This is a genomic window from Lactimicrobium sp. (genome assembly GCF_036453465.1).
GTDB lineage: Bacteria > Bacillota_I > Bacilli_A > Erysipelotrichales > Erysipelotrichaceae > Bulleidia.
In genome coordinates, this window is the sequence record NZ_JAZHUW010000002.1 from 75,917 (window position 1) to 102,375 (window position 26,459).

The window sequence follows — 26,459 nt, forward strand, 5'->3', positions numbered from 1 at the left end:
TTGAAAAGAAAAAAGAGTGCACATAAAATATAGGGCAGGGAGGATCGCTATGAACAAGCTTCCAGAGAAACTCAACCTGCTGCGGAAAAACAGTGGACTGCCGCAGTCGGAAATTGCCAGACGGCTGTTTGTGCCGGTGGCAGAATATATGAATTGGGAAAATGGCAACAGTATCCCGGACATCATGCATCTGAAGGCACTGGCATCCCTTTACCATGTTGATGTGACGGCACTGCTTGACAATACCATGACCTTTGTGACGCCAAACATCGATAATCTGGAAAAGAGTGCCACCATTCCTTTCCAGAAGAATAATGGCATGGCTGCGACCCAGCAGCTCGATACGGTCGATGACAGCCCGACCACCGTTCTGGATCAGAATCAGGATGAAGATCTTGGTGCTACCAAGGTCATGAATCCGGATGATCTGGCCAAAGAGAGTGACGCCAAAGATACAGATAATGAAGAAGACGAGGATGAAGATGAGGACGAGGAGGATGAAAAGGAAGTAAAACGCACTTCCCGCCCGAAGAAGACTGTCAAGAAGAAGCAGCCTCTGAAAAAGCGCAAAACGGTATTTGTACTGGCTGGCTGTATTGCTGCCGTGGCAGTGCTGGCGGTATTGCTGATTGCCCTTAAAGGGCGTGGATCCTCTTCCACATTGTCCGTTGGCTCCACCAATCGTCTGGTGCTTGGCAGTAAGTATTCCCTGTATCTGGACAGTGATGGTAAGATCACCAGCCATGGCACGATAGATACAAGCAAGCTGAGCAGTGCTGTACAGATCAGCGGCTATGATGAAACTGCAGCTGCTCTGAAGAAAGACGGTACCGTTGTCACAACCAACAGTTCTCTGGATACTTCTGACTGGTCCAATATCACCAACATTGCCATGGGTGAAAAACATGTCGCCGCTGTGCGCAAGGACGGCGCGGTGGAATGCACCGGCTCTGATACCGCATGCAAGGTATCTGACTGGCAGAATGTCGCATCCGTGTATGCCGGCAAGGATGTCACCGTTGCTTTGACCAAGAGCGGCACCCTGTTATCTTCCGGCGGCATCAAGATTCCGTCTGATGACAATATCAAGCTTGTGGCCCTGAGCGACAATGCTCTGTACTATGTCATTGCCAATGGGGCTGTGCAGAGTGTTGCCATCAATGGCGGCTCTGCCCTGGATGCCTCTTCCATTTCCAACATCACGGCATTGGCAGCTGGCAATGATGTTGTTGCAGGATTGAAGAAAGACGGTACGGTTGTGGCGGTCAGCTCAGACAGCGCAATCACCGATGCCGTCAAGAACTGGAAGAATGTCAGCTTCATTGCCGCCCATGGCAATACCCTGATTGCCATTACCAAAGATGGCAAGATGTATGGTGCCGGCGACAATACTTACAACCAGTATGAAAACACAGCTGATGCCAGTGCAACAGCCAGTGCTTCGGCATCTGCAGACACAAGCAAACTTTCCGCTGTCTCCAATATCACCTTTACCGAAACAACCGAAACTGTGCAGATCAAGTGGGATGCCGTTTCAAATGCAGACTACTATGAAGTTACTGTTTCACCTTCGGTTGGTACATTGGCCAAGAGTGCAAGCAATTCTGCTTCCATTCCGGCTTCTTCTCTGGAAAGCGGCACAACATATACGGTATCGATCGTTGCCAAGTCCAATGATGCCAAGAAACATCCGGACAGTGATGCCAGCACTGTGAATTACACATACAATGCCAAGACCATCCAGCTGGATGCGCCGTCAGGACTGAGCACGAATGTTGATTCTACCGGTGCTCTGACGATCAGCTGGAGCGCTGTATCCAATGCCAGCTATTATGATCTGACCATCAATGGTGAATCCGCCGGCCAGGTATCACAGACCTTCTATACGATCAGCGGTGCCAACCTGCAGGATGGCACAAACTATACAATCGGTGTCGCTGCCGGCTCCAATGACAGCAAGTATGGTGAAAGTTCCACCAGCCAGATCAATGTGACGTACAATGCACCGAAGCAGACTTCTGATGTTGATGTGACTGTTACATATATTGACAAAGATAGTCAGAATACAGTTGGTACGCAAACGATCAAGAAGGTTTCATCTGGTAAATATACTGCCAGCAGTCTTGGCCTGAATGCACCAGCTGGATATAAGATTCATGATGAATCTGGTGAAATTGATATTAGTTCCTCAAATAATAAGATTACTGTAGAGGTGGAGGAAGATAACTAAGCTATGGACACAGGCAGTGAGAAGATCTGGTATTACATGAAGAATGATGGGTCCAAGGATAAGTATGGGCCGTATTCTGACAAGGAGCTTTCCAATCTGATTTCCAAGGGGATCCTGGATGGGAATGACTGGATCTGGATGCCGGATTTGTCGCAGTGGATGAAGATCGGCAATACGATTTATTCGTTCTATCTGACGGAAAGCAGTGAGTTTGAAAACGATTTTAATATCTGATATCATCAAGGAAACCGTTGAACGGAACGGGTACCTGCATGTTTGACATGGAAGCGAAGGCGGTATGGTGGAAGCGCCGCATGTCTGTGTGACGGGGAGTGCATCCGTGAGGGCAGATCTGAATGCAGTAGGGTCTGACGTATGCCGCGTTAGGGCACAAGAGCAGAATAGAAAAGTGGAACCACGCAAGGCGTCTTTTTGATAAAAGACGCTTTTTTTAGAAAGAGAGGATAGTATGATTCGACTGTATAATACGCGCACATTGCAGATAGAGGATTTCAAACCGATTCATGAAGGTCATGTGGATATGTATGTCTGCGGGCCGACGGTGTATAACTATGCCCACATTGGCAATGCCAGACCAATGATTGTGTTTGATGTTCTGAAACGGCTGTTTGAAGCAGAGGGATACACGGTGACCTATGTTTCCAATTTTACGGATGTGGATGACAAGATCATCAATAAGGCTGCCCAGGAAGGCACAACGGAGGCAGTCATTGCCCAGCGCTATATTGATGCCTATCAGGATGTCAGAAAGCAGCTGAATACAGAACTTCCTGATATTACGCCTCGTGTGACCCAGACCATGGATCAGATCATTGCCTTCATTGACGGTCTGGTCAAGAGCGGCCATGCCTATGAGGTCAATGGCGATGTGTATTTCAGTGTGGATTCAGATCCCAAGTATGGTGAGATTTCCCACCAGAAGCTGGATCAGCTGGAGGCCGGTGCATCTGAGCGTGTGGACCAGACTGGCGATGGCAAGCGTAATCCTTATGACTTTGCTTTGTGGAAAAAGACAGACAAGGGCATCCAGTGGGATTCCCCATGGGGCAAGGGCAGACCTGGCTGGCATACAGAATGTGTTGTCATGATCAATAATAATCTTGGTGAGAAGATTGATATTCATGGCGGCGGCATGGACCTGAAGTTCCCGCACCATGAAAATGAAGCAGCCCAGCAGGAAGCCATCCATCATAACTGCCTGGCCAATTACTGGATTCACAATGCCATGGTCAACATCAATGGTGAAAAGATGTCCAAGTCCCTTGGCAATACGCTGTGGGCAAAGGATGTGGTGAATCAGCTTGGCACCAATCTGACCAGATGGCTGGTATCCAGTGTGCATTACCGCAAGGAGCTCAACTTCTCGGATGAAACGGTTGAGACAGCCAGAAAAGAGCTGGAGAAGGTCATGAAGCCATTGCGTCAGGCGGATATCAAGGCACAGCTGGCAGGCTATGCAGGTACAGATGAATATGATCAGGAATCTTACCGTGCCTTCCTTGACTGCATGGATGATGACATGAATACACCAAATGCCTATGCCGTGATCTTTGATACCATCAAGAAGATCAACCAGCTGCTGCGCACAAAGGATGTTAACTGGGAAGAGGTCAGCAAATACCGCAACAGTGTTGTCAAGATGCTGGATGTGCTTGGCATTGTCGTGGAAAAACCTGTTGTGACTGATGCAGACCGTGCTTTGTTTGACAGCTGGAACAAGGCCAAGGCAGAAAAAAACTGGGACGCAGCCGATGCGGCCAGAAAGCAGCTGATGGAAAAGGGACTGCTTTGATGAATCCGGAGCTTTGTTCAGGCCGTACACTTGCCTTTCTTGGTGATGCGGTATGGTCATTGTATGTACGCCGCTATCTGATTGAAAAAGGTGAAGGCAGGGGCAAGACACTGCAGAGACTGAGTGTTTCCTATGTCTCGGCCAAGGCACAGTGCCGCTTCTATGAAGCACTGCACGAGAATAACTTCTTTGATGAAGAAGAGGAAGGCTGGTTCCGGCGGGGCCGCAATGGCTTTACCGGCAGCGTGCCCAAACATACCGATGTACAGATCTATAAAATATCCACTGGCTTTGAGGCACTGCTTGGCGGTCTGGAACTGGCGGGAAAAGAAGAACGCATCAAAGAAATCTTTGATACCGTAATCACGATGGAGGAAGCGCAATGACACAGTATATATATGGAAGAAACACCGTCCATCAGATTCTGGAAGATGGCGGCCGGGCCAGAGTCATCTATCTGTCTTCACCAGATGACAAGGCTGAAAAGCTGGCAGCCATGCGCCACATTCCTGTAAAACATATCGATAAAAAGACCATGGGTAAAATGGTTCACAGCGATCACCATCAGGGCATCTGTGCAGAGATCATTCCTTATGAGACTTACAGTGTGGATAACCTGATTGAAAATGTGGAAGATGGCAAGGGACTTTTAATCATGCTGGATGAGCTGGAAGATCCTCATAATCTGGGTGCCATTCTGCGTACAGCGGATGCGGTTGGTGCCACCGGTGTTATCTTCAAGAAGAATAATGCGGTCGGCCTGACTCCGGCAGCTGCCAAAGTATCCGCCGGTGCCATTGATACGGTGAAGTGTGCCTGTGTGACAAATCTTTCCCGCACCTGTGAGGATCTCAAGAAAAAGGGCTGGTGGATTGTCGGCGCTGACATGGACGGTCAGGATTACCGTGCCTTGAACTATGATGTCAATACGGTGCTGGTGATCGGCAATGAGGGCAAAGGCATTTCCCGCCTGCTGTCAAAGCAGTGTGACTACATTGTGTCACTGCCGATGGTGGGAAAGATTACATCTTTGAATGCCAGTGTCTCTGCCGGCATTCTGATGTATGAAATCTTCAACAAGCGCCATCCTCTGTAGTTATCCCCGGCCTGTGGAAAAACACTGGTCTTTTCAGGAAACAATCTGACGACAAGACAAGAACGCTTCTTTCTGGAACCTGTGACACAATACAGGAAACAGGGGGAAGTGTTTTTATGAGAGACAATCCATATGAGCTGATGTATATGAACCGGATGGGAGACGGCTATGCCCAGCGTGCTTTATATGAACAGTTTCACAGCCTGATTGGTTTCTGTATCAATCGGTTTGGGCACTGGTATGTCCAGCGCTATGAGGATGAGATGTTTGCATTAGGCCTGCGGGCAATGGAAGAAGCTGTCAATACCTATCGGTATGATCGGCATGCCTCACTGGCGACATATGCGGTGCGGGTGATTACCCACCGGCTGAGCAAGTTTGTCAAGACACTGCAGAATGCCCATCTGGAAACGATCAGTCTGGATGCCATTTTCAACGGACGTGAAAGTTTCAGCGGCCATGAGTGTATCGGCGAACCTTCGGGCATGAAGGAGCCGGAGTATGCCCTGCATTATGAGCAGGCGCTGGCAAGTCTGGCGGAGAGTGTTCGAAAGATGAGTGTGCGGGAGAAGCGGGTGATGGCCTGCTGGCAGAAGAGTCTGAGCTATGCCCAGGGGGCGCAGCTGCTTGGCATGACGGGCAAGGAATATGACTGTACACTGCAGAGGGTGCGCTCAAAAGTCAGAAACGCCGTTAAATAAAGGCCATTGACGCCAAAAAAAACAGCGTATAGAATAATAAGGCATTTGAAGGAGTTTTTGTTATGGCTAAAGATGACAAGATCATCCTGGCATGTGAGGTCTGTCTGTCCCGCAATTATACGACGAATAAGTCGCACAAGGGCAATGGCAAGCGGCTGGAGCTGATGAAGTACTGTCCGAAGTGTGGGAAGAAGACATTGCATAAGGAAACAAAGTAGGAGGTTTCCAATGACAAAAGAAGAAAAGAAAGCCAAGGCACAGGCAAAGGCAGAAGAGAAGGCTAAGCGCAAGGCTGAGAAGAAGAATAAAGCACCGAAGGACCATTGGTTTACGATCCGCGGCATCCGCAAGGAGGCCAAGCGTGTTGTCTGGCCGCACTGGCGTTCTTCTGACCGTGGTGAGGGTATCTGGCAGAATACAGGTGAGGTTGTGATTTTCACAGCATTCTTTGCACTGTTCTTTGTTTTGTGCAACTATGTAATTACGCTTCTGCTGAAACTGATTGGAATTGGAGCATAAACATGACTGAGAAGAAGATTGACAAAAAAGATGTAAGTGCTGCTGTAGATGATGAGCATCAGAAGCGCTGGTATGTAGTCAATACATATTCCGGCCATGAGAACAGAGTCAAGGAGAATCTGGAGAAGCGTGTGGAATCCATGGGTATTCAGGATTCTCTGTTCCGGATCGTTGTGGCCGAAGAGCCTGAGATTGAGATTAAGAACGGCAAGCAGGTTGAGAAAATGCACAACATGTTTCCGGGCTATGTGTTTGTCGAGATGAAGATGACAGATGAAGCCTGGTATGTTGTCCGTAATACACCGGGTGTTACCGGATTTATCGGATCTTCCGGCGGAGGTGCCAAGCCGTTCCCGGTTGCACCGGATGAGATGGAGTCCATTCTGAGAAGAATGGGTAAGTCTGACAAGAAGGTGGATGTTGACTTTGCGGTTGGTGACAGAGTCAGAATCCTGACTGGTCCGTTCTCCGGCATGGAGGGCAAGGTTTCTTCCATGAATGATCAGACACAGGTTGCCAATGTGCTGACGATGCTGTTTGGCCGTGAGACGCCGACGGACATCAACTACACGGATCTGCAGAAGATTGATGACTGATCAATAAGACTGAACAAAGAGGGTGCGCAAGCACTCTTTTTATTGACGTTGAGGATAAACAAGGGTAATATATTTCAGCACATGTTTTTCGTGTGTGCATGCGTGGGAGGGTGAAGCAATACATCCGATAACCACTGCATGTGGAAAAATACAGGAGGAAAACCACATGGCAAAGAAAATTGCAAAGATTTCAAAGCTGCAGTTCCCTGCCGGCGGTGCTAAACCGGGTCCAGCTCTGGCTGCTGCCGGTATTAACATGCCGAAGTTCTGCACAGAATTCAATGACAAGACAAAGGACAGAAAGGGCGATATCGTTCCTGTCATCATTACTGCATATGAGGACAAGAGCTTTGATTTCGTTCTGAAGACAACTCCGGCTGCTGTTCTGCTGCTGAAGGCTGCTGGTGTCAAGAAGGGCTCCGGTACACCGAAGACCGTCAAGGCTGGCAAGATCACAAAGGATCAGCTGAAGGAGATTGCGGAGTATAAGATGCCGGATCTCAACGCCAATGATGTTGAGGCTGCGATGAAGATCGTAGCTGGCACAGCCCGCAACATGGGTATTGAAGTAGAAGGAATGGAGGACTGACTCAGATGGCAGGCAAGAAGTATAAGGCAGCTAAAGAGCTGGTAGATTCCAACAAGCAGTACCCGTATGCTGAGGCAGTTGCCCTGGCTAAGAAGACAAACACAGCCAAGTTTGATGCAACGGTAGAAGTCAGCTTCTCTTTGAATGTTGATCCGCGTCAGGCAGATCAGAACATCAGAGGTGCTATGGTTCTGCCGAATGGCACTGGCAGAAGCCAGAGAGTTCTGGTTGTTACCCAGGGTGCCAAGGCTGAAGAGGCTAAGAATGCTGGTGCTGACATTGTCGGTGCAGCAGATGTTCTTGAGAAGATCAAGGGCGGCTGGATGGACTTTGATGTCATCGTTGCTACCCCGGATATGATGGGCCAGCTGGGCCGTTTAGGTAAGATCCTTGGTCCGCGCGGCCTGATGCCGAACCCGAAGACAGGTACTGTGACAATGAACATTGCCAGTGCTGTTGAAGAGATCAAGAAAGGTAAGGTTACATACCGTGTTGATAAGGACGGCAATGTGAACTGCCTGATCGGCAAGTGCAGCTTCTCTGAGGATGCACTGGCTGCCAACTACAAGGCTCTCTATGATCAGATCGTCAAGGTTAAGCCGACATCTGTCAAGGGTGCTTATATCAAGGGCATCACTATTTCTACAACAATGGGCCCTGGTATCAAGGTAGCTGCTGAATAAGTAAGCACACAGGAAGTCAGTCTGATGGCTGGCTTCTTTTTTTGTGCCTGTGATGGTCTGCTATAATGGAGGCAAGAGGTGAATAATCATGTTGAATACGGATAGAGTCAGACGTGTTTTGGATAAGCTGCAGCAGGATGCTCTGCTGGTGATGGATCCCTATGCCATCGATTACCTGTGTGGAAAGCATTTTGAGCCAGGTGAGAGATTTCTCGGCCTGCTGTTGAGAAAGGACAAGGAACCGGTGCTGTATGTCAACGCCCTGTTCCGCTTTGATGATGATCTCGGTCTGCGCAAAGTCTATTATGATGATACGGATGATGTGACAGCGATGCTGAGAAAGGATCTGGATCCCAGCCAGAGTCTTGGCGTGGATAAGATCATGCCGGCCAGATTCCTGCTGCCTTTGATGGAGCAGAAAGCGGCATCCAGTTTTGCCTTAGGTTCACTGGCAGTAGATGAAACACGTGCTGTCAAGGACAGACATGAGATTGAGCTGATGAGGGCATCTTCCCATGTCAATGATCTGGCCATGGAACAGTTCAAGAAGCTCATTCATGAAGGCGTGACAGAGGTAGAAGTAGCTGACCAGATGCTGGCTATCTATAAGAAGCTGGGAGCTTCCGGCTATTCCTTTGATCCGATTGTGGCTTTTGGCGACAATGCTGCAGATCCACATCATATGCCGGATGATACCGTGCTGGAAGAGGGCGATATTGTCCTGTTTGATGTCGGCTGTGTGGTCAATGGCTACTGCTCTGACATGACAAGAACATTCTTCTTCAAGCAGTATCCTGACAAGGAAGCAGAGAAGGTCTACAACCTGGTCAGAGAAGCCAATGAACAGAGTGAGGAGATGTTAAAGCCGGGTGTGGAGATTGCCTCGGTTGACAAGAAGGCAAGAGATATTATCACCAATGGCGGCTATGGTGAAGACTTCACCCATAGACTGGGCCACTTCATCGGCCTGCAGGACCATGAATACGGTGATGTTTCCAGCACCAACCACAATCTGGAAGAACCTGGCATGATTCATTCCATTGAACCGGGTATCTATCATCCGGGCATTGCCGGGGTCAGAATTGAAGATCTTGTTCTGATTACAGAAGACGGCCATGAAGTGCTGAATCATTATCCACATGATATTGAAGTGATTGGCTGATCCTGGTGACAAATTGAAAAATATTGAGAAACTGTGCTTTCCAGTGGGAATACTTGTGAAAGCACGGTTTCTCCTTTTATTTGTGCAATTGTTATGTATGATGTTTATGCGTTCATAAAATGATTTACAATGTAATGCAAACGTATTATATTATAAGAGAAAGGCGGTGATTCGATGTCTACTGTTCCAACCCAGATCAGGATTGATGAGAATGTAAAAAAGCAGGCAAATGAACTTTTCAACGAGCTTGGAATGGATATGTCCAGTGCAGTGAATATTTTTCTCAGACAGTGTGTTTTAAGAGGCGGAATTCCATTCAATATTGTGATTCCTCAGTATTCTCAGAAGGTCCTGGACGCTGCCTCTGAGGCAAAGCGTATATCCCGTGATCCTGGCGTCCCCGGATATACAAGTATGGATGAGCTTAAGAAAGCTCTTGAAAAATAAGTGCTGATCGTCAAGTTTACATCAGCTTATAAGAGAAGTTATAAGCTGATGAAAAAGCGTGGCTTGGATCTTTCTCTTCTCGATGAAGTCATCAATGACCTGCGCCAGGGTAAGACGCTGCAAGAGAAATATCGCGATCATGAGCTGAAGGGAAAACTGAAAGGATTCCGCGAATGCCATATTCAACCTGATTGGCTGCTGATCTATTTGATTGAAGATGATATTCTGACATTGACATTAGTCGATACAGGCAGCCACTCTGATCTTTTGAATATGTAAGAAATAGCTGGTCATTCATTCGAATGGCCAGCTATATTTAGCTATTGTACTGATTCGTTTCTGATCATACCTGTATCTGTTTCATGATACCAGTCAGATAACAGCTGCAGGTATTTTTCTGTGTATTCTGCAAAGACCATGTGCCGGGCATTGGCAAACAGTTCCCATCTGGCATAAGGCAGATGGTCATACATCGTCTTGGCAATCAACGGTGTACAAAGATCATCGGTGCCGCTGATGATCAGACATGGCACCTGTATTTCTGCCAGTCTGTCTGTCACATCAAAATCTTTCAGAGTGCCCTGTGGCGTCAGTTCATTGGGGCCCCAGGCAGTCAGATAGGACTCTGTGCCGCTTCTTTTTTCTCTCCGTAAACACTCCGGATCACTGTCTTTGATATCCGCGCAGTGCAGTTTCATATAATGGGCAATAGCGTTCTGTGCTCTTTCATCCTGCCAGTTTCCTGTTTCTTCGGCTGTTCTGATGGCATCCTGCTCTTCTTGACTCATGTATTTCAGCATGCGACGCTGCTCTTTGCCCCACAGCTGTGAGCTGGAAAGGGTAGAAGAGAGAATTAATGATGTTAAACCTTCAGGTTTTTTATTCAATGCATATGCCAGAGCAAGCATACCGCCCCATGACTGGCCTAACAGATGAAACTTCTTCAGATGCAGTGATTGGATGACATTGTCCAGCTCTTCCATCCATGTGTTCAGATTCCATAATTCGGGATGATGATCGACATAGCTGTTTCCACAGCCAAGCTGGTCATAGCTGATCACAGGCCTTTGTTTTGCAAGAGGGTCAAGTACTTCAAAATAATTGTGGGTGCTGCCAGGACCGCCGTGCAATAAAAGAACAGGAATCGCTTTTTTATTTTGATTTTCATCTGCTTTAGCGATGCGGACATAGGTCTGATATTCGTGAAACGGAACGTACTTTTCTTCAATCATGCACTTTCTCCTCGTTATGGAATGGCTTGTAATGCTCAATGCACATCGTGATAAACTCCGCCATCATATTCTGAAAGGAATCTTTCTGATAGCCCTGATAGCCGGCAGCTTTCATGGCTTTCTGGGTCAAAGTACCTGGCATGGTATGGGCATACAGGCCGGCACCTTCATATAAGAAAGTGAGATAGAGCTGCTGGATCTGTCTGGGAGATAGAGATGGACACTGTTTTGTCAGAATGGCATAGATCGGCGTACGGTCTTCTCTGACCTGCTTTTTGAATCTGGTCAGTGCTTCCAGAGAGACATTCTGTTCAATGATTTCAGCCAGGATGCTTTGATAGTGCAGAAAGTCAAGATGGTGGGAAAAGACTTCTGCCAGCTGTGCACCAAAGATTTCCGGATCACAGGGAACATTTTTTATTTTCTTTTTGAAGTCTTCTATCAAAGCTGTCTGTTTCTGCAGATACAGCTGCAGGAAGATTTCTTCCTTGGTCCTGACATAGCGGTACAGGTTTGCCCGTGAGGAGCCAAGATCCCTGGCAATTGTGGATAATGTGATCGATTGATACGGCATCTTCTGAAACTGTGCATCGGTCACTTCCATGACGACGCTCATCCGGATTTCTTTCTGTTCTTTTGTACGTGCTCTTTGAAATTCTTCTGACATGATTTTCTCCCTGTGTATTGTAACATGAATTCATATAAATAACATGATGTCACTTATTGACAAGTGACACGATGTCGCCTATATTAATGGTGCAAGGTGATCAAGATGAAAACAGGTATGATCGGACTGGGTAATATGGGAATGCCCATGGCAGAAAGACTGCTGGAAAAGTTCCCTGACATGATGGTTTACAACCGTACATTATCCAAGTGTGATCCACTGTGTGAGAAAGGTGCAGTAAAGGCAGAAAATGCTGGTGAGCTGGCAGAAAAGAGTGATGTGGTTGTAATGTCGCTGGCTGGACCGGCTGCTGTATCGGCTGTGATGGAAGAGATTCTGGCTCATGGAAAAGAGGGTCTCTGTGCGCTGGATACGTCAACCATTTCCCCGGAACTTTCCCGGGAAATGGCAGCGGCTGCACAGGAGAAAAACATGCACTATATCGACTGTCCGGTATCCGGCGGTCCGGCAGGGACAGCAAAAGGCACATTGTCTATCATGATTGGCTGTGATGAAGAAAGCTTTGTAAACAGCGGCTGGAAAGATGTGACAGATACCTTTGCAAAGACTTACTTCTTCATGAAGAAACCGGGTATGGGCAGTGCCATCAAGCTGATCAATAACTTCATGGCTTTCTCTGCCCAGGTGATCAACGGAGAAGCACTTGCCATGGCGGATGCTTTAGGTGTTTCAGCAGAAGATTTCTATGCTGTGACCACGGCTTCTTCTGGCAATAACATGATTCTGAAAGGTAAGATGAACAAGGTTCTCTCCGGGGATACAAAGCCTGGCTTTGCCACGGATCTTGTGGTGAAAGACCTGGAACTGGCGGATGATCTGTGCCATGATGCAAAGGTACCTGCGATCATGTTGAACAATGCACTGCAGATGTACCGCCTTTCTCAGGCGAAAGGTCAGGGAAGTCTTGATTCTTCCAGTGTGATTGGCATGATCCGCGGGTTAAGGAAACAGGAGAATAAATAAAAGATATGAAAGTACTGATGATCAATGGTTCACCCCACCAGCATGGCTGTGTGGACAGAGCACTGCAGGAAGTGGGCATGGCTTTGAAACAGGATGGTGTCGACAGTGAGATCTTCTGGATTGGGAATAAAGATATCCGGGGCTGCATTGCCTGCAATCAGTGTGAAAAACTGGGACACTGTGTCTTTGATGATGCAGTGAATGAGGCTGCCAAGAAGTTTGAAGCGGCGGATGGATTGATCATTGGTACACCGGTGTACTATGCCTCGGCCAATGGCACGGCGGTATCCTTCATGGATCGGCTGTTTTACAGTTCCCACTTTGATAAACGCTTCAAGGTTGGTGCAGCGGTTGTTTCAGCACGCCGTGCGGGTACCACTGCCACCTTTGATCAGATGAACAAGTACTTTACGATTGCCGAGATGCCGATTGTGTCATCCAGCTATTGGAACATGGTCCATGGTTTTACGGCAGAAGATGTCGAGAAGGATCTTGAGGGTCTGCAGGTGATGCGTGTTCTGGGTCATAACATGGCATTCATGATCAAAGCCATTGCGGATGCGAAGGAAAAGTACGGCCTGCCGGCAGAGGAAGAGCACGTATTTACCAATTTCATTGATTGATTTGAAAAATGCGCGTTTTCTGCGTGCATTTTCTGTTTTTTTGCATTGACACAATTTGTGTAACAAAGTAATATTTACAGGCGTTATCAAATACCATAGACAGTAACTGCGGAAGCTTAATTTGTTACCGAGGTAAAAAGGATATGTACTTTTTGGCCCTCGCTTTCGCGTGGGCTTTATTTATGAGTAGGCGATAACACGGAAATATGGAGGTGAAGAGATGAATCAGGATGTATTGAAGTCCAAGCAGAGCGTTGTCAGCGAAATCGAAGACAAGTTCAAGAATTCCTCTTCTGCCGTCGTTGCGGAGTATCGCGGACTCAGTGTTGCTGAGGTTACCGAACTGCGCAGAGCCCTGCGTGCTGAGGGTGCTGAGATGAAAGTCTATAAGAACACTCTGGCTGCCAAGGCTGCTGAAAACGTCGGTTATGGAGATCTCAAGGATTCTCTGACTGGTCCGAATGCGCTGGCATTTGGTTCTGATGAGACTGCTGCTGCGCGTGTCATGGCAAAGTTTGCCAAGAAACACAAGGCTCTGGTTCTCAAAGGAGGCGTTGTAGAGGGCAAGGTCGTTGATGATAAGACAATTGCTGCGCTGTCTGCACTGCCGAACCGCGAAGGCATGCTGTCTATGCTGCTTTCCGTACTGAATGCGCCGGTTTCTTCATTCGCTCGTGTCGTCAAGGCTGTTGCGGATAAGAAGAGTGAAGGTGCTCCTGCAGAAGAAGCAGGATCTAATGAAAAGGCTGCTGAAGAGGCAGCTGCCTAAGGAAGAGGAGGAAAATAATCCATGGCAAAGTTAACACAGGAAGATATTCTTGCATATCTTGATGAAGCTACTATTCTCGAGCTCAATGATCTGATTAAGGCAATCGAAGACAAGTATGGCGTAACTGCTGCTGCTCCTGTTGCTGCAGCTGCTGCTCCGGCTGAGGACGCTGCTGATGCTGCTCCGAAGAACGTTACAATCGTTCTGACAAGCTTCGGCGACAAGAAGGTTGCTGTTATCAAGGCAGTCCGTGAGATCACAGGTCTGGGTCTGGTTGATGCCAAGAAGCTGGTCGATGCTGTACCGTCTGAGCTGAAGAAGGATGTTCCGGCTGAAGAGGCTGAGAAGATCAAGGCTACTCTGACAGACGCCGGCGCTACTGTCGAACTGAAGTAAGAGCTTTACAATTTTTGAAAAGCGTTACGCTTTTTGGCCCAGAGGTATCGATATAAGTGACACACTATTTCACTGACAACCGAAATCTGAAAGAAAACCGGAAGGAGCACTCTTTCCGGTTTTCGGGCCATTTATACACATTTGTCACTGACAACGGCGTCTTTTCCAAGACCGGCGTTGATTATGGCACACTCGTCCTGCTTGAAAGCTGTGAAAAGGAAAACCTTCACGGCGAGATCCTTGACATGGGATGCGGGTACGGCGCAATCGGAATCGTCCTGAAGGGACTGGTTCCCTCTGCGCATGTCACCTGTGCCGATGTCAATCCGCGGGCATGCGAGCTAACTGCCATCAATGCTGAAAAGAATGAACTGCCGGTAGAAGTGCTTGTTTCCGATGGCTATGCTGCCGTAGAAGGCTCTTTTGATGCCATCGTGACCAATCCGCCCATCCGGGCAGGCAAGAAAGTGATTTATCCCATGTTTGAGGATGCCTTTGCACATCTTCATGCAGGCGGCATCTTTCTGGCTGTGATCCGGCGGGCCCAGGGTGCAGAAAGTGCGCAGAAAAAGCTTCTGGAAGTGTTCGGCAATTGTGAGATCATCAGCCGTGACCGGGGCTACTGGGTGCTGAAGTGTGTGAAAAATTGACAAGTTGAATGTGTAATGTTACTATAGTAAACTGCAAAAGAATCCAAATTGGGTAAGGGGTAAAACCGCCCTTTTTGGCGTTACGAGATGCGTGTGAAAGGATGGCGTACATGGAGAATAAGCAAACATACCACGTTGTGCAGTACGGCAAGAAAGCATCCCGCAGGGATTATTCAAAAGTAAGCAGCGGTCTGGATCTTCCGGATTTAACGGAAATTCAGACAAAGTCTTTTGACTGGTTTCTGAAGGAAGGCATCAGGGAGGTATTTGACGATATCTACCCCATCAGCAACTATGCCGGCAACATCCGTCTGAAGTTCCTGGACTATGAGTTCGGTGAACCGAAATATTCGATCAGCGAGTGCAAATACCGTGAGGTGAATTACAGTGCTCAGCTGAAGGCCAAGATGGAACTGGAGATCATGGACAATGATACCGGTGAAGTCATGACCAAGTGGGAGGAAGTCTTCCTCGGTGATTTCCCGATGATGACTCCGACCGGCACTTTTATCATCAACGGCGCAGAACGTGTTATCGTTTCGCAGATTGTCCGTTCCCCGGGTGCTTATTTTGACATTGTTTCAGAAGAAAGAACCGGCCGTGATACGTATACATGCGAGCTGATCCCGAGCCGCGGCACCTGGCTGGAGTTCATGTCCGATGACAAGAAGGCTGCCCTGGGCAGAATCATGAATGTGTCCATTGACCGCCGCCGTAAGATTCTCAGCACCATCCTGTTCAAGGCCATCGGTATGGCCCTGGATCCGGAAAAGGGCGAGGATACCCATGATACAACTGCCATGGAGAAGTTCTTGCAGGCCATGAACTTTGAGGTGCACAAGGACGTTGTTGTACCGGAAGAGCCGCGTGATCTGCAGAATGACTATATGCTGCTGTATACTTCCGTCTTCGGTGATTATGAAGAAGTGAAGAATACCCTGGCCGCAGATAAGACCAATACAAGAAATGAAGCTCTGCTTTCTGTCTATGAAAACCAGCGTGCGGATGAAATTGCCACCATCGATGGTTCCTTGAACCTGATGGATGCCAAGTTCTTTGACTACCGCCGCTATGATCTGACCAAGGCAGGCCGCTATAAGGTAAGAAAGAAGCTGAACATTCTTGACCGTATGGAAGGCCATGAGCTTGTGGAAGATCTGATCGGCGCCGATGGCACACTGCTGTGGCCGAAGGACAAGCTGATTGACAAGGAAGCACGCAATGCTCTGCGCGATGAGATCAACAAGGGCATCAACTGCCGTGCACTGCCTTTCACCCACAGATTCTCTCATCCGGTGACGGCTGTGATGAGCACCGAGTGGAAGAATGCACTTGTTGGCAGAATCCTTGCTGTTGACTTGGATGGCAGCAGCGAAGAGACACAGCTGGATGCCGGCACGGTTCTCACGGAAAAGAACGTGGCTGATCTGGCGAAGGAATTCAAGGAAGTTACGGTCTGGACAGGTATTTATGGGCAGGAGGCTAAGCTGACCAATGCCAATGTCAATGCCGTGCTGGATCTTGGCTCCCGTATGTATGTCATTGGCCGTCTGACTGAGAATGGTACAGATGTGCTGGATAAGGATGGCGATCTTGTCGCTGACCGCTATGTACCGGATGAAGCTCCTTTGAAGCTCACAACAGCTCAGAAGGATTACATCCAGAAGAAGGTCATGGCTGGTGAAGACATTTCTGTATGGCTGGTTGGTGCCTGCGTACAGGAAGTTGAGGTCAAGGCTGATGACGGCCATGCTGTCAAGCTGATTGGTATTGATCCGCTCAACCAGAAGCATACGATCACCATGAGTGATATGTATGCCCTGTACAACTATGAGCTGACGATGCTTGATGGCATCGGCACCCAGGATGATATTGATATGCTTTCCAACCGTCGTATCCGTACTGTCGGCGAATTGATCCAGAACCAGTTCCGGATTGGTCTGTCCCGTATGGAAAGAGTCGTCAAGGAAAGAATGTCCATTGCCGAGACCGGCAGCCTGACACCGAAGCAGCTGACCAATATCCGTCCGCTGACTGCTGCGATCAAGGAGTTCTTCTCCTCTTCCCAGCTGTCTCAGTTCATGGATCAGGAAAATCCGCTGGCTATGCTGTCCAACAAGCGCCGTATTTCCGCTCTTGGTCCTGGCGGACTCACCCGTGAAAGAGCCGGCTTCGAAGTCCGTGATATTCACAACTCCCACTATGGCCGTATCTGCCCGATTGAGACACCTGAAGGACCGAACATTGGTCTGATTTCCTACCTGACATCCTATGCCAAGGTAAATGAATATGGCTTTATCGAGACACCTTACCGTAAGGTCATTGATGGCAAGGTGACGGATGATATCAAGTACATGGCCGTGGATGAAGAGTATGACCACATCATTGCCCAGGCCAACGAGATCAAGGACGGCCACCTGGCTGGTGACAAGGTTGTTGCCAGAATCAAGGGTGAAACTGTGATGGTGGATGCTTCCACAGTTGACTACGCCGACGTTTCGCCGCGCCAGATTGTATCTGTTGCGACGGCCTGCGTACCTTTCCTTGAAAACGATGACTGCACACGTGCCCTGATGGGTGCCAACATGCAGCGTCAGGCCGTTCCGCTGCTGAATCCGCACAGTGCCTATGTCGGCACGGGTATGGAATATGCCATTGCCCATGACTCCGGTGCAGCCTGTGTTGCCACAGCACCTGGTGTTGTTTCCTTTGTGGATGCCACCAAGGTTGTTGTCACTGAGGAAGATGGCAGAGAACATACCTATGAACTGGTCAAGTACCAGCGTTCCAACTCTTCTACCTGCCTGAACCAGAAGCCGATTGTCTGGGATGGTGAAAAGGTAGACAAGGGCGATATCCTGGCCGATGGTCCGTCCATGTACAATGGCGAGCTTGCCCTTGGCCAGAACGTACTGGTTGCCTTCATGACATGGCATGGCTACAACTATGAGGATGCCATCATCATGTCTGAAAGAATGCAGTACGATGATGTCTATACATCCGTTCATATCGAGGAATACGACATTGAATGCCGTGAGACAAAGCTTGGTCCGGAAGAGATTACACGTGATATCCCGAACGTTGCCGAAGCTGCCTGCCGCAATCTGGATGGCAGAGGCATTGTCATGGTTGGCGCCGACGTCAAGGAAGGCGACATCCTGGTTGGCAAGGTAACCCCGAAGGGACAGTCCGAAGTATCGCCGGAAGAGAAGCTGCTGCTTGCCATCTTTGGTGAGAAGTCACGTGAAGTGCGTGATAACTCCCTGAAGGTACCGCATGGCGGTGCTGGTACGGTTCACAGTGTCCGGGTGTTCAAGCGCAAGGACAACCATGAACTGCCGCCGGGAGTCAATGAGGTCGTCAAGGTTTACATCGTACAGAAACGTAAGATTTCTGAAGGTGATAAGATGGCCGGCCGTCATGGCAACAAGGGTGTCATTTCCCGCATCAATCCGGTTGAAGATATGCCGTACATGGAGGATGGTACCCCGATCGATATCATGCTGAACCCGTTCGGTGTGCCTTCCCGTATGAATATCGGACAGGTGCTCGAGCTGCATCTTGGCATGGCAGCCAGAAAGCTGAACGTCAAGTTTGCCACACCGGTCTTCGATGGTGTTTCCAATGAAGATCTGCGCGAAATTATGAAAGAAGCCAATGTTTCCCCGGATGGTAAGTACGTTCTGTACGATGGCCAGACTGGTGAGGCATTTGATGAAAGAATCGCGGTCGGCGTGATGTACATGATCAAGCTGGCCCACATGGTCGATGATAAGCTCCATGCCCGTGCAACCGGACCTTATTCTCTGGTTACACAGCAGCCGTTGGGCGGCAAGGCCCAGAACGGCGGCCAGAGATTTGGTGAAATGGAAGTCTGGGCTCTGGAAGCATATGGTGCTGCCCATGTTCTGCAGGAAATCCTGACGGTGAAGTCCGATGATATCATGGGCCGTACAAAGACCTATGAGGCAATCGTCAAGGGACAGGATCTGCCTGAGCCGGGTATTCCGGAATCCTTCCGTGTCATGGTTCATGAACTGCAGGCTCTGGCTCTGGATGTCAGAATGCTGGATGACGATGGCAATGAGATGGATCTGAAGCAGATGGAGCAGGAAGAGCTGCGTGAAGAGACAACCCTCGACATGAGCCGCCAGAACATCGTCAACGATGCGGCGGAGAATGGCGATCTGACCATCCGTGACCACATTGATGAAGAGGACGCTCCGGAAGCTGCCATTGTCGGCTTTGGCGATGATGAGGATGAATCCGGAGACGATAAGGAGGGCGAGTAATGAATATCAACAATTTCACAGCCTTTAAAGTAGGACTCGCATCACCTGAGAAGATTCGTGAATGGTCTTATGGCGAAGTCAAGAAGCCTGAGACAATCAACTACCGTTCCCAGAAGCCGGAGCGTGACGGCTTGTTCTGTGAGCGCATCTTCGGCCCGACCAAGGACTGGGAGTGTGCCTGCGGCAAGTACAAGAAGATCCGCTATCAGGGTGTGGTCTGCGACCGCTGTGGTGTTGAGGTTACCAAGTCCAGTGTGCGCCGTGAACGTATGGGCCATATTGAACTGGCTGCCCCGGTTGCCCACATCTGGTATCTGCGCGGCATCCCGAGCCGTATGTCACTGCTGCTGAATGTTCCGCCCAAGCAGTTGGAAGAAGTTGTTTACTTTGTGTCCTGGATCGTCACTGATCCGGGTGATACAGGCCTGGCTTACAAGCAGATTCTCTCTGAGAAGGAATTCCGTGAGAATACAGCTATCTATGGACCGGGCAGCTTCACAGCTGCTACGGGTGCTGAGGCTGTCAAGACACTGCTGGAGCAGGTAGATCTGCAGGCTGAATATGATTCCATCATGAAGGAAATGGAAGGTGCCAAGGGTGACAAGCGCAAGAAGCTGATCAAGCGTCTGGAAACCGTGGAAGCTTTCATGACCTCTGGCAATAAGCCGGAGTGGATGGTGCTGACTGTTCTGCCGGTCATTCCGCCTGATCTGCGTCCTATGCTGCAGCTGGACGGCGGCCGCTTTGCGACCAGTGATCTTAACGATCTCTACCGCCGTGTCATCACCCGTAACAACCGTTTGAAGAAGCTGCTGGAACTTGGCACACCTGCCATCATTGTCCAGAACGAAAAGAGAATGCTGCAGGAGTCTGTCGATGCTCTGATTGATAACGGCAGACGTTCCAAGCCGGTCACTGGTGCCGGCGGACGTGCCCTGAAGTCTTTGTCCCATGCCCTCAAGGGTAAGCAGGGACGTTTCCGTCAGAACCTGCTCGGTAAGCGTGTTGACTTCTCCGGCCGTTCTGTTATCGCCATTGGTCCGTACCTGAAGATGTGGCAGTGCGGCCTGCCGAAGGAAATGGCAATCAATCTGTACAAGCCGTTCGTGATCAACGAACTGGTTAACCAGAACATTGCCTCCAACCCGAAGACTGCTGAAAAGCTCATTGCCAGACAGGATCCGCGTGTCTGGGATGTTGTGGAAAAGGTCATTGCTGACCACCCGGTATTCCTGAACCGTGCCCCGACTCTGCACAGACTCGGCATTCAGGCATTCTTCCCGATTCTGGTCGAAGGACGTGCAATCCGTGTCCATCCGCTGGTCTGCCCGGCATTCAACGCCGACTTTGATGGCGACCAGATGGCTGTCCATCTCCCGCTTGGTGAGATGGCAAGAGCTGAGACCGAAGTCCTTATGCTTGGTTCCAATAACATTCTGGGCCCGAAGGATGGCAAACCGATCGTTACCCCTGGACAGGACCTCGTGCTTGGCAACTTCTATCTGAACATGGAAGAAACTGCACAGGAGTTCTATAACAAGGCAGATGCCCTGGAGAACCTTGGCGAAAAGAGCGAGGCTGCCAGATGGAGAAGATATGGCGACAATGAAGGCCATGTCTTCAAGGATCCGAATGAAGTTCTGATGGCATATCAGACTGGTGTTGTGCATCTGCACAGCCGCATTGCCCTGCCTGCAAAGACCGTTGGCAAAACATGCTTCACAGAGCATCAGAATGAGTGCTATCTGCTGACATCTGTCGGCAAGATCATCTTCAACAGTGTCTTCCCGCCGGATTTCCCGTATCTCAATGAGACCAATGCGGCAAATCTGAAGGTGACACCGGATGATGACTTTGTGCCGATGGGAACAGATATCACCAAGGAGATCGCTTCCCGCAGAATTCATGGTGAGTTCAAGAAGAAGGATCTTGGCAATCTGATCGCTGCTGTGTTCGATAAATACAAGACACATGGCACATCTGATATCCTCGACTCTCTGAAGGATATGGGCTATCTGTACTCTACGGTTGCCGGTATGACCGTTGCCCTGAGTGACATCAAGGTTGCACCGCACAAGGAAGAGATGGTTGCCGAAGGCCGTAAGAAGGCTGATGAGCTCAACAGTCTGAGAGACAGAGGTCTGCTGACAATGCAGGAGTGGGACCGTGCTTATCAGGAACTGTGGGCTGCTGTCAAGGATAAAGTCGGTGATACGCTGATGGCTTCTCTGCCGCGTATGAACCCGATCAACATGATGGCTGTCTCCGGTGCCCGTGGTAACAAGAACCACTTCACTCAGCTGGCTGGTATGCGTGGTCTGATGGCCCGTCCTACCCAGTCCAAGAGTAAGAAGGAATATCAGCCTTCCATCATTGAAGTCCCGATTACATCGTGCTTCCGTGAAGGCATGAGTGTATCCGAATTCTTCATTTCCACCCATGGTGTCCGTAAGGGATTGACCGATACCGCTCTGAAGACAGCTGAATCTGGTTATCTGACAAGACGTCTGGTCGATGTTGCCCAGGAAGTCATCATCTCTGAGGATGACTGCGGCACAGACAAGGCATACCTGGTTGAAGATATCATCGATCAGAAGAACAACTCTGTGATTGAGAAGTTCTACGATCGTATTGTCGGCCGTTATACACAGCAGCCGATCACCGATCCAAAGACTGGTGAGGTGATTGTGGATGCGGACCAGTACATCACTGATGAGCTGGCCCAGAAGTGTGTGGATGCCGGTGTCAAGCAGGCATACATCCGCAATGTATTCACATGTGAAGCTGCCAATGGTATCTGCCGTAAGTGCTATGGCAAGAACATGGCAACCGGCAACCTGGTCGAAGAGGGCGAGGCTGTTGGTGTCATGGCTGCCCAGGCGATTGGTGAACCTGGTACGCAGCTGACGATGCGTAACTTCCATACCGGTGGTGTTGCTACCCAGAATGGTGATATCACACAGGGTCTTCCGCGTGTCGAGGAATTGTTCGAAGCACGTACACCGAAAGGTGTTGCGGTCATCTCCAAGATTGACGGTGTCGTTTCCGATATCCGTGAGCAGGAGAACCACACTGGCATGATCGTTACGGTCACTGGTGAAAAGGAAAGCATCGAGCATAAGTGCGATCTGACCCAGGTCATTCGTCCGTGGATCAAGGTTGGCACCAAGGTCAAGGCTGGTGAAAAGCTGACAGAAGGCCAGATTGCCCCGAAGGAACTGCTCGAGGTTGCTGGTGTCAGAGCTGTTCAGGAATACATCCTCAAGGAAGTCAAGAAGGTTTATTCCGCACAGTCCATCGATATTTCCGATAAGCATCTGGAAGTCATGATCCGTCAGATGCTCAAGAAGGTCATTGTGCTTGAAGGCAATGATTCCGGTCTGTCTGCAGGCCAGACACTGTCTCTTGCCCATATGAATGCCATCAATGAGCAGCTGCTGGATGAAGGTAAGACACCGGCGAAGTTCGGTCCGATTCTGCTTGGTATTTCCAAGTCTGCTGTCGAGACGGATTCCTTCCTGTCCGCCGCATCCTTCCAGGAGACAACAAGAGTGCTGACCGATGCGGCTGTACGCGGCAAGGTCGACCATCTGCAGGGCCTGAAGGAGAATGTCATCATTGGCAAGCTCATTCCGGCTGGCACAGGCCGTGACTTTGACCGTGAGACAACACGCCGTATCAAGGCACGTGCTGCCCAGCTCAAGGCTGCCCGTGAGGAAAGAAATGCCGAAGTTGCTGCAAACAATGTGCAGAAACTGCCGGATGATATCCTCAGTACAGGTACAGAAGAAGACGACAACAAGGCTTCCGAAGCAGAATAAGCAACAGAAGGATCTCTGGATGAAAGAGATTTCATCCCGTGATCCTTTTTTCGTCTGCATACATTGTCGAAAAATACAAATTTTGTGTTCAAACTTAACCTGTATTATAATTGGCAGGAAAAGGGGTACAGATATGTGTGGAATTGTAGGCTACATTGGGAATCAGCAGGCAGCACCGATTCTGCTGGATGGATTGTCCCGGCTGGAATACCGCGGCTATGACTCAGCAGGTCTGGCTGTACGCGATGGTGATAAGGATATTGAGATTGTCAAAGCCAAGGGCAGACTGAAGGTTCTGGCAGAGAAGACAAATGATGGCAAGGCACTGGTAGGCACGTGCGGCATCGGCCATACCAGATGGGCAACGCATGGTGAGCCAAGTGAGATCAATGCCCATCCGCACTGCTCGGATGACCACAATGTTGTTGGTGTACATAATGGCATCATTGAGAACTACCAGGAACTCAAGGAAAAGCTGATGCGCCATGACTACAGATTCTATTCCGATACAGATACAGAAGTAGCGATCAAGCTGATTGACTACTATATCAAGAAGTACAAGGAAGGCCCTGTGGATGCACTGGCACGGGCAATGATCCGGATCCGGGGAACCTATGCCCTGGCTGTGATGTTTCATGATTATCCGGGTGAGATCTATTGTGCAAGAAAAGATGCGCCGCTGATCATCGGCACGGTTGGGGATGAAAGCTTCCTGGCATCTGATGTGACGGCCATCATCAGTCATACCCGTAAGGTGTATTACATTGGCAACCAGCAGATTGCCAAACTTGGCAGGGGTACCGTTACCTTCTATGACATTGACCGTGAAGAGACAGAAGTGGAACCGTCTGAGGTGAAGTGGGATGCCCAGGCTGCGGAAAGAGGCGGCTTTGAGCACTTCATGATCAAGGAAATCCATGAACAGCCCAAAGCGGTCAGAGATACACTGAATTCTTTGATCAAGGATGGAAAGATTGATCTGAGTGAACAGGGACTGGATGAAAAGACACTGGCTAAATACAAGCATATTGAGATTGTGGCCTGCGGTTCTGCCTATCATGTCGGCGCTGCCAGTCAGTATGTCATTGAAGATCTGGCCAGAATCCCGGTCAGAATTGAACTGGCATCGGAGTTCCGCTACCGCAATCCGATCCTGGATCCGGACAATACACTTGTCATTATTGTTTCCCAGTCTGGAGAGACGGCAGATTCTCTGGCGGCACTGCGCGAGGCCAAGCAGCTTGGTGCCGACACACTGGGCATTGTCAATGTCGTTGGCTCAACCATTGCCAGAGAAGCTGACCATGTGCTGTATACACTGGCGGGTCCGGAGATTGCCGTGGCAACAACAAAGGCATACAGTTCTCAGCTGGCCGCAATGTATGTCATTGCCATTGCTTTGGCTAAAGTAAACGGAAAGATTGATGAGGAAAAGGAAGCAGAACTGATTGGTGAGCTGCAGCAGCTGCCGGAAAAGATTGAGAAGATTCTGGAAGATAAGGAACGAATCCAGTGGTTTGCGGCAAAGTATGCCAATGCCCATGATGTGTTCTTTATTGGAAGAGGTCTCGATTATGCGATCTGTATGGAGGGTTCTCTCAAGCTCAAGGAGATCAGCTATATTCATTCCGAGGCATATGCGGCTGGTGAACTGAAACATGGCACGATTTCTCTGATTGAAGATGGAACGCTTGTCATTGGTGTCTGCACACAGCAGAAACTGTTTGAAAAGACAGTTTCCAACATGGTGGAAGTCAAGTCCAGAGGCGCCTATCTGATGGGTGTGACAACCTATGGTAACTATGCCATTGAGGATACAGCTGACTTTACAGTCTATATTCCAAGGACAGATGAACACTTAACTACATCCCTGGCCATTGTGCCGTTACAGCTGCTGGCATACTACCTCAGTGTGGCAAAGGGCCTGAATGTGGATAAGCCAAGAAACCTGGCCAAGAGTGTCACCGTTGAGTAAGCAGCAATCCAATTGATGCAATAAGAGAAAGGCACACCATCCCGCAGGACAGTGTGTCTTTTTTTGTAAAAAGATGAATGCGTACCCTCACCATATCAAGGATAGAGGCAGCTCAGGATTGCAGCACAGCATTCTGATGATCATAGAAATAATGGGCAATACTGCTGTTTGTATTCGTAACTGTACCATTAAAATCAATCATTTCATCAATGGCATATTCCCCGGCAATATAGGGAGGCCTCACCTGTTTGGCACCGGAGTAGAAATCTCCAACGATGGCATATTCAATTTCATACGGACTGCGCAGCCAGGCAGAAATATTCCCATTAAACTGCTTCTCTCTTCCAGCAGCATCATCACAGGATAATTCAACGCTGGAGATCGAAGTGATGCCCCAGTAATTTCCGCCATGTTCAATATTGCAATGGAAGATCAGATAGGGTGTATAGGTATCCGTAACATGCAGCATAATGGAAATCGATCTTGTGTCTGAAGTATCCGCAGACTCACCTGCCGTATGGGATTGCAGAGTGGCATCATCCACTGGATCTGAAGAAACAGCATTAGGAATACTGACACGAGAAACAAATATATCAGGCAGGTCATGGCAATCTGCATTGCTATTGCCAGATGGGACAACAGAAGCTGAATAGGATGCAGAGATTACCGCAGAGAGCATCAAGGAAATCAAATGAAGTGGTTTGTACATAAACAAATCCTCCTGAACATAAATGAAAAAATGTGAGATAAGTTAGAATGCCAGCAGTCAGCAGGGAAGCTGATGCAAAAGTGATTTACACAAATAGTATGCGAGAGTTGAAATCTCGATGTCAATGGATAGAAATCCAGTCGAAAGCTGATAAGAAATGGAAGCTATGAAATAAGATCAATTACAGAAAAAACTCTAAGTGTGACGGAGCGCAGCAGGAGTCGGCGATCTAACAGAAACCATGCATCAACCATGCATAAAAGCTATGTTTTTCTTTACATTTGAATGAATTAGTGCTATGGTACAGATGCTCACAGAAGAAGTACCTCTGACAAAGATCATGAGTTTTCAATAACTTCTGAATAAATCAGTTGACACTTCTTGTGCGCTGCAGTATTATTAACAAGCTGTTTCCGAGAAGGGAAGAGCGCAGATCTTTGAAAACTGAACAGAAAGATTAGAACACAAACAACGTCAATGAGTTTATAAGAAATCCTGATTGTAA

The 26,459-nt window shown here is 48.9% G+C and carries 25 protein-coding genes and 1 other annotated feature; of the genes, 22 read left to right on the plus strand and 3 right to left on the minus strand.

Annotated elements, in window-relative coordinates:
• Positions 1-49 precede the first annotated feature (49 nt).
• The 14 genes from SOI44_RS01140 to SOI44_RS01200 all read left to right on the plus strand — a co-directional run bounded on the left by SOI44_RS01140 (position 50) and on the right by SOI44_RS01200 (position 10,115).
• Positions 50-2,230, plus strand: coding sequence for a fibronectin type III domain-containing protein (locus tag SOI44_RS01140; RefSeq protein ID WP_331347414.1), 2,181 nt, complete (start codon positions 50-52; stop codon positions 2,228-2,230).
• A 3-nt stretch (positions 2,231-2,233) separates the two neighbouring features.
• A complete protein-coding gene (locus SOI44_RS01145) occupies positions 2,234-2,464 on the plus strand; it encodes a DUF4339 domain-containing protein (protein WP_331347415.1) in 231 nt (76 codons plus the stop codon).
• A 235-nt stretch (positions 2,465-2,699) separates the two neighbouring features.
• Complete coding sequence (gene cysS, locus SOI44_RS01150) at positions 2,700-4,043, plus strand: cysteine--tRNA ligase (protein WP_442914574.1); 1,344 nt, start codon at positions 2,700-2,702, stop codon at positions 4,041-4,043.
• Positions 4,043-4,429 (plus strand): Mini-ribonuclease 3, encoded by a 387-nt coding sequence (locus SOI44_RS01155; protein WP_331347416.1) that lies wholly within the window; start codon positions 4,043-4,045, stop codon positions 4,427-4,429. Before cysS ends, SOI44_RS01155 begins: the two co-directional genes overlap by 1 nt.
• Entirely contained in the window at positions 4,426-5,139 is a 714-nt protein-coding gene (gene rlmB, locus SOI44_RS01160; protein WP_331347417.1) for a 23S rRNA (guanosine(2251)-2'-O)-methyltransferase RlmB, read from the plus strand. Before SOI44_RS01155 ends, rlmB begins: the two co-directional genes overlap by 4 nt.
• Positions 5,140-5,255: 116 nt before the next feature.
• Positions 5,256-5,840, plus strand: a complete 585-nt coding sequence (locus SOI44_RS01165) for a hypothetical protein (protein WP_331347418.1) — start codon at positions 5,256-5,258, stop codon at positions 5,838-5,840.
• A gap of 62 nt (positions 5,841-5,902) precedes the next feature.
• Positions 5,903-6,058, plus strand: coding sequence for a 50S ribosomal protein L33 (rpmG, locus tag SOI44_RS01170; protein WP_331347419.1), 156 nt, complete (start codon positions 5,903-5,905; stop codon positions 6,056-6,058).
• 10 nt (positions 6,059-6,068) lie between these two features.
• Positions 6,069-6,359 (plus strand): preprotein translocase subunit SecE, encoded by a 291-nt coding sequence (locus tag SOI44_RS01175; RefSeq protein ID WP_331347420.1) that lies wholly within the window; start codon positions 6,069-6,071, stop codon positions 6,357-6,359.
• A gap of 2 nt (positions 6,360-6,361) precedes the next feature.
• The gene (gene nusG, locus SOI44_RS01180; RefSeq protein WP_331347421.1) at positions 6,362-6,955 is read left to right on the plus strand and encodes a transcription termination/antitermination protein NusG; all 594 of its coding nucleotides are present in this window, start codon (positions 6,362-6,364) and stop codon (positions 6,953-6,955) included.
• 166 nt (positions 6,956-7,121) lie between these two features.
• Positions 7,122-7,544 (plus strand): 50S ribosomal protein L11, encoded by a 423-nt coding sequence (gene rplK / locus SOI44_RS01185; RefSeq protein ID WP_108774518.1) that lies wholly within the window; start codon positions 7,122-7,124, stop codon positions 7,542-7,544.
• Between the two features lie 5 nt (positions 7,545-7,549).
• Positions 7,550-8,227 (plus strand): 50S ribosomal protein L1, encoded by a 678-nt coding sequence (gene rplA / locus SOI44_RS01190; protein WP_331347422.1) that lies wholly within the window; start codon positions 7,550-7,552, stop codon positions 8,225-8,227.
• A gap of 88 nt (positions 8,228-8,315) precedes the next feature.
• Positions 8,316-9,389 (plus strand): M24 family metallopeptidase, encoded by a 1,074-nt coding sequence (locus SOI44_RS01195; RefSeq protein ID WP_331347423.1) that lies wholly within the window; start codon positions 8,316-8,318, stop codon positions 9,387-9,389.
• 174 nt (positions 9,390-9,563) lie between these two features.
• The gene (locus tag SOI44_RS10390) at positions 9,564-9,836 is read left to right on the plus strand and encodes a type II toxin-antitoxin system RelB/DinJ family antitoxin (protein ID WP_442914575.1); all 273 of its coding nucleotides are present in this window, start codon (positions 9,564-9,566) and stop codon (positions 9,834-9,836) included.
• A complete protein-coding gene (locus SOI44_RS01200; protein ID WP_331347424.1) occupies positions 9,837-10,115 on the plus strand; it encodes a type II toxin-antitoxin system YafQ family toxin in 279 nt (92 codons plus the stop codon). It abuts the gene before it with no gap.
• Between the two features lie 41 nt (positions 10,116-10,156).
• Here SOI44_RS01200 and pepI read toward each other — a convergent pair whose 3' ends face one another.
• The gene (gene pepI, locus SOI44_RS01205) at positions 10,157-11,068 is read right to left on the minus strand and encodes a proline iminopeptidase (RefSeq protein WP_331347425.1); all 912 of its coding nucleotides are present in this window, start codon (positions 11,066-11,068) and stop codon (positions 10,157-10,159) included.
• Positions 11,061-11,735 carry a TetR family transcriptional regulator gene (locus SOI44_RS01210; protein WP_331347426.1) on the minus strand — a complete coding sequence of 225 codons (675 nt, stop codon included), beginning with the start codon at positions 11,733-11,735 and terminating at the stop codon, positions 11,061-11,063. The genes pepI and SOI44_RS01210 overlap by 8 nt, the downstream gene beginning before the upstream one ends.
• Before the next feature lie 105 nt (positions 11,736-11,840).
• Here SOI44_RS01210 and SOI44_RS01215 point away from each other — a divergent pair, with 105 nt between their 5' ends.
• From SOI44_RS01215 to glmS, 8 genes are all read left to right on the plus strand, one after another.
• Complete coding sequence (locus SOI44_RS01215; protein WP_331347427.1) at positions 11,841-12,719, plus strand: NAD(P)-dependent oxidoreductase; 879 nt, start codon at positions 11,841-11,843, stop codon at positions 12,717-12,719.
• Between the two features lie 5 nt (positions 12,720-12,724).
• A complete protein-coding gene (locus SOI44_RS01220; RefSeq protein ID WP_331347428.1) occupies positions 12,725-13,342 on the plus strand; it encodes a flavodoxin family protein in 618 nt (205 codons plus the stop codon).
• Positions 13,343-13,417: 75 nt separating this feature from the next.
• Positions 13,418-13,532, plus strand: a sequence feature (ribosomal protein L10 leader region).
• 30 nt (positions 13,533-13,562) lie between these two features.
• Positions 13,563-14,111: a 50S ribosomal protein L10 gene (rplJ, locus tag SOI44_RS01225; RefSeq protein ID WP_331347429.1), complete on the plus strand. Its 549-nt coding sequence runs from the start codon at positions 13,563-13,565 to the stop codon at positions 14,109-14,111.
• A gap of 21 nt (positions 14,112-14,132) precedes the next feature.
• On the plus strand, positions 14,133-14,507 hold the full coding sequence (rplL, locus tag SOI44_RS01230) for a 50S ribosomal protein L7/L12 (RefSeq protein WP_331347430.1): 375 nt from the start codon (positions 14,133-14,135) through the stop codon (positions 14,505-14,507).
• 56 nt (positions 14,508-14,563) lie between these two features.
• On the plus strand, positions 14,564-15,157 hold the full coding sequence (locus SOI44_RS01235) for a class I SAM-dependent methyltransferase (protein ID WP_331347431.1): 594 nt from the start codon (positions 14,564-14,566) through the stop codon (positions 15,155-15,157).
• 110 nt (positions 15,158-15,267) lie between these two features.
• Positions 15,268-19,449 carry a DNA-directed RNA polymerase subunit beta gene (rpoB, locus tag SOI44_RS01240; RefSeq protein ID WP_331347432.1) on the plus strand — a complete coding sequence of 1,394 codons (4,182 nt, stop codon included), beginning with the start codon at positions 15,268-15,270 and terminating at the stop codon, positions 19,447-19,449.
• Positions 19,449-23,270 carry a DNA-directed RNA polymerase subunit beta' gene (rpoC, locus tag SOI44_RS01245; protein WP_331347433.1) on the plus strand — a complete coding sequence of 1,274 codons (3,822 nt, stop codon included), beginning with the start codon at positions 19,449-19,451 and terminating at the stop codon, positions 23,268-23,270. The genes rpoB and rpoC overlap by 1 nt, the downstream gene beginning before the upstream one ends.
• A gap of 133 nt (positions 23,271-23,403) precedes the next feature.
• Positions 23,404-25,245: a glutamine--fructose-6-phosphate transaminase (isomerizing) gene (gene glmS, locus SOI44_RS01250; protein ID WP_331347434.1), complete on the plus strand. Its 1,842-nt coding sequence runs from the start codon at positions 23,404-23,406 to the stop codon at positions 25,243-25,245.
• A 112-nt stretch (positions 25,246-25,357) separates the two neighbouring features.
• Here the strand turns inward: glmS and SOI44_RS01255 are convergent, their stop codons facing one another.
• On the minus strand, positions 25,358-25,954 hold the full coding sequence (locus SOI44_RS01255; protein WP_331347435.1) for a hypothetical protein: 597 nt from the start codon (positions 25,952-25,954) through the stop codon (positions 25,358-25,360).
• Between the last annotated feature and the right edge of the window lie 505 nt (positions 25,955-26,459).

Excerpts from the sequence above, each read along its gene's own strand:
- SOI44_RS01140 (WP_331347414.1), top strand. The coding sequence starts at position 50 with ATGAACAAGCTTCCAGAGAAACTCAACCTGCTGCGGAAAAACAGTGGA.
- SOI44_RS01145 (WP_331347415.1), top strand. The coding sequence starts at position 2,234 with ATGGACACAGGCAGTGAGAAGATCTGGTATTACATGAAGAATGATGGG.
- cysS (WP_442914574.1), top strand. The coding sequence starts at position 2,700 with ATGATTCGACTGTATAATACGCGCACATTGCAGATAGAGGATTTCAAA.
- SOI44_RS01155 (WP_331347416.1), top strand. The coding sequence starts at position 4,043 with ATGAATCCGGAGCTTTGTTCAGGCCGTACACTTGCCTTTCTTGGTGAT.
- rlmB (WP_331347417.1), top strand. The coding sequence starts at position 4,426 with ATGACACAGTATATATATGGAAGAAACACCGTCCATCAGATTCTGGAA.
- SOI44_RS01165 (WP_331347418.1), top strand. The coding sequence starts at position 5,256 with ATGAGAGACAATCCATATGAGCTGATGTATATGAACCGGATGGGAGAC.
- rpmG (WP_331347419.1), top strand. The coding sequence starts at position 5,903 with ATGGCTAAAGATGACAAGATCATCCTGGCATGTGAGGTCTGTCTGTCC.
- SOI44_RS01175 (WP_331347420.1), top strand. The coding sequence starts at position 6,069 with ATGACAAAAGAAGAAAAGAAAGCCAAGGCACAGGCAAAGGCAGAAGAG.
- nusG (WP_331347421.1), top strand. The coding sequence starts at position 6,362 with ATGACTGAGAAGAAGATTGACAAAAAAGATGTAAGTGCTGCTGTAGAT.
- rplK (WP_108774518.1), top strand. The coding sequence starts at position 7,122 with ATGGCAAAGAAAATTGCAAAGATTTCAAAGCTGCAGTTCCCTGCCGGC.
- rplA (WP_331347422.1), top strand. The coding sequence starts at position 7,550 with ATGGCAGGCAAGAAGTATAAGGCAGCTAAAGAGCTGGTAGATTCCAAC.
- SOI44_RS01195 (WP_331347423.1), top strand. The coding sequence starts at position 8,316 with ATGTTGAATACGGATAGAGTCAGACGTGTTTTGGATAAGCTGCAGCAG.
- SOI44_RS10390 (WP_442914575.1), top strand. The coding sequence starts at position 9,564 with ATGTCTACTGTTCCAACCCAGATCAGGATTGATGAGAATGTAAAAAAG.
- pepI (WP_331347425.1), bottom strand. The coding sequence starts at position 11,068 with ATGATTGAAGAAAAGTACGTTCCGTTTCACGAATATCAGACCTATGTC.
- SOI44_RS01210 (WP_331347426.1), bottom strand. The coding sequence starts at position 11,735 with ATGTCAGAAGAATTTCAAAGAGCACGTACAAAAGAACAGAAAGAAATC.
- SOI44_RS01215 (WP_331347427.1), top strand. The coding sequence starts at position 11,841 with ATGAAAACAGGTATGATCGGACTGGGTAATATGGGAATGCCCATGGCA.
- SOI44_RS01220 (WP_331347428.1), top strand. The coding sequence starts at position 12,725 with ATGAAAGTACTGATGATCAATGGTTCACCCCACCAGCATGGCTGTGTG.
- rplJ (WP_331347429.1), top strand. The coding sequence starts at position 13,563 with ATGAATCAGGATGTATTGAAGTCCAAGCAGAGCGTTGTCAGCGAAATC.
- rplL (WP_331347430.1), top strand. The coding sequence starts at position 14,133 with ATGGCAAAGTTAACACAGGAAGATATTCTTGCATATCTTGATGAAGCT.
- rpoB (WP_331347432.1), top strand. The coding sequence starts at position 15,268 with ATGGAGAATAAGCAAACATACCACGTTGTGCAGTACGGCAAGAAAGCA.
- rpoC (WP_331347433.1), top strand. The coding sequence starts at position 19,449 with ATGAATATCAACAATTTCACAGCCTTTAAAGTAGGACTCGCATCACCT.
- glmS (WP_331347434.1), top strand. The coding sequence starts at position 23,404 with ATGTGTGGAATTGTAGGCTACATTGGGAATCAGCAGGCAGCACCGATT.
- SOI44_RS01255 (WP_331347435.1), bottom strand. The coding sequence starts at position 25,954 with ATGTACAAACCACTTCATTTGATTTCCTTGATGCTCTCTGCGGTAATC.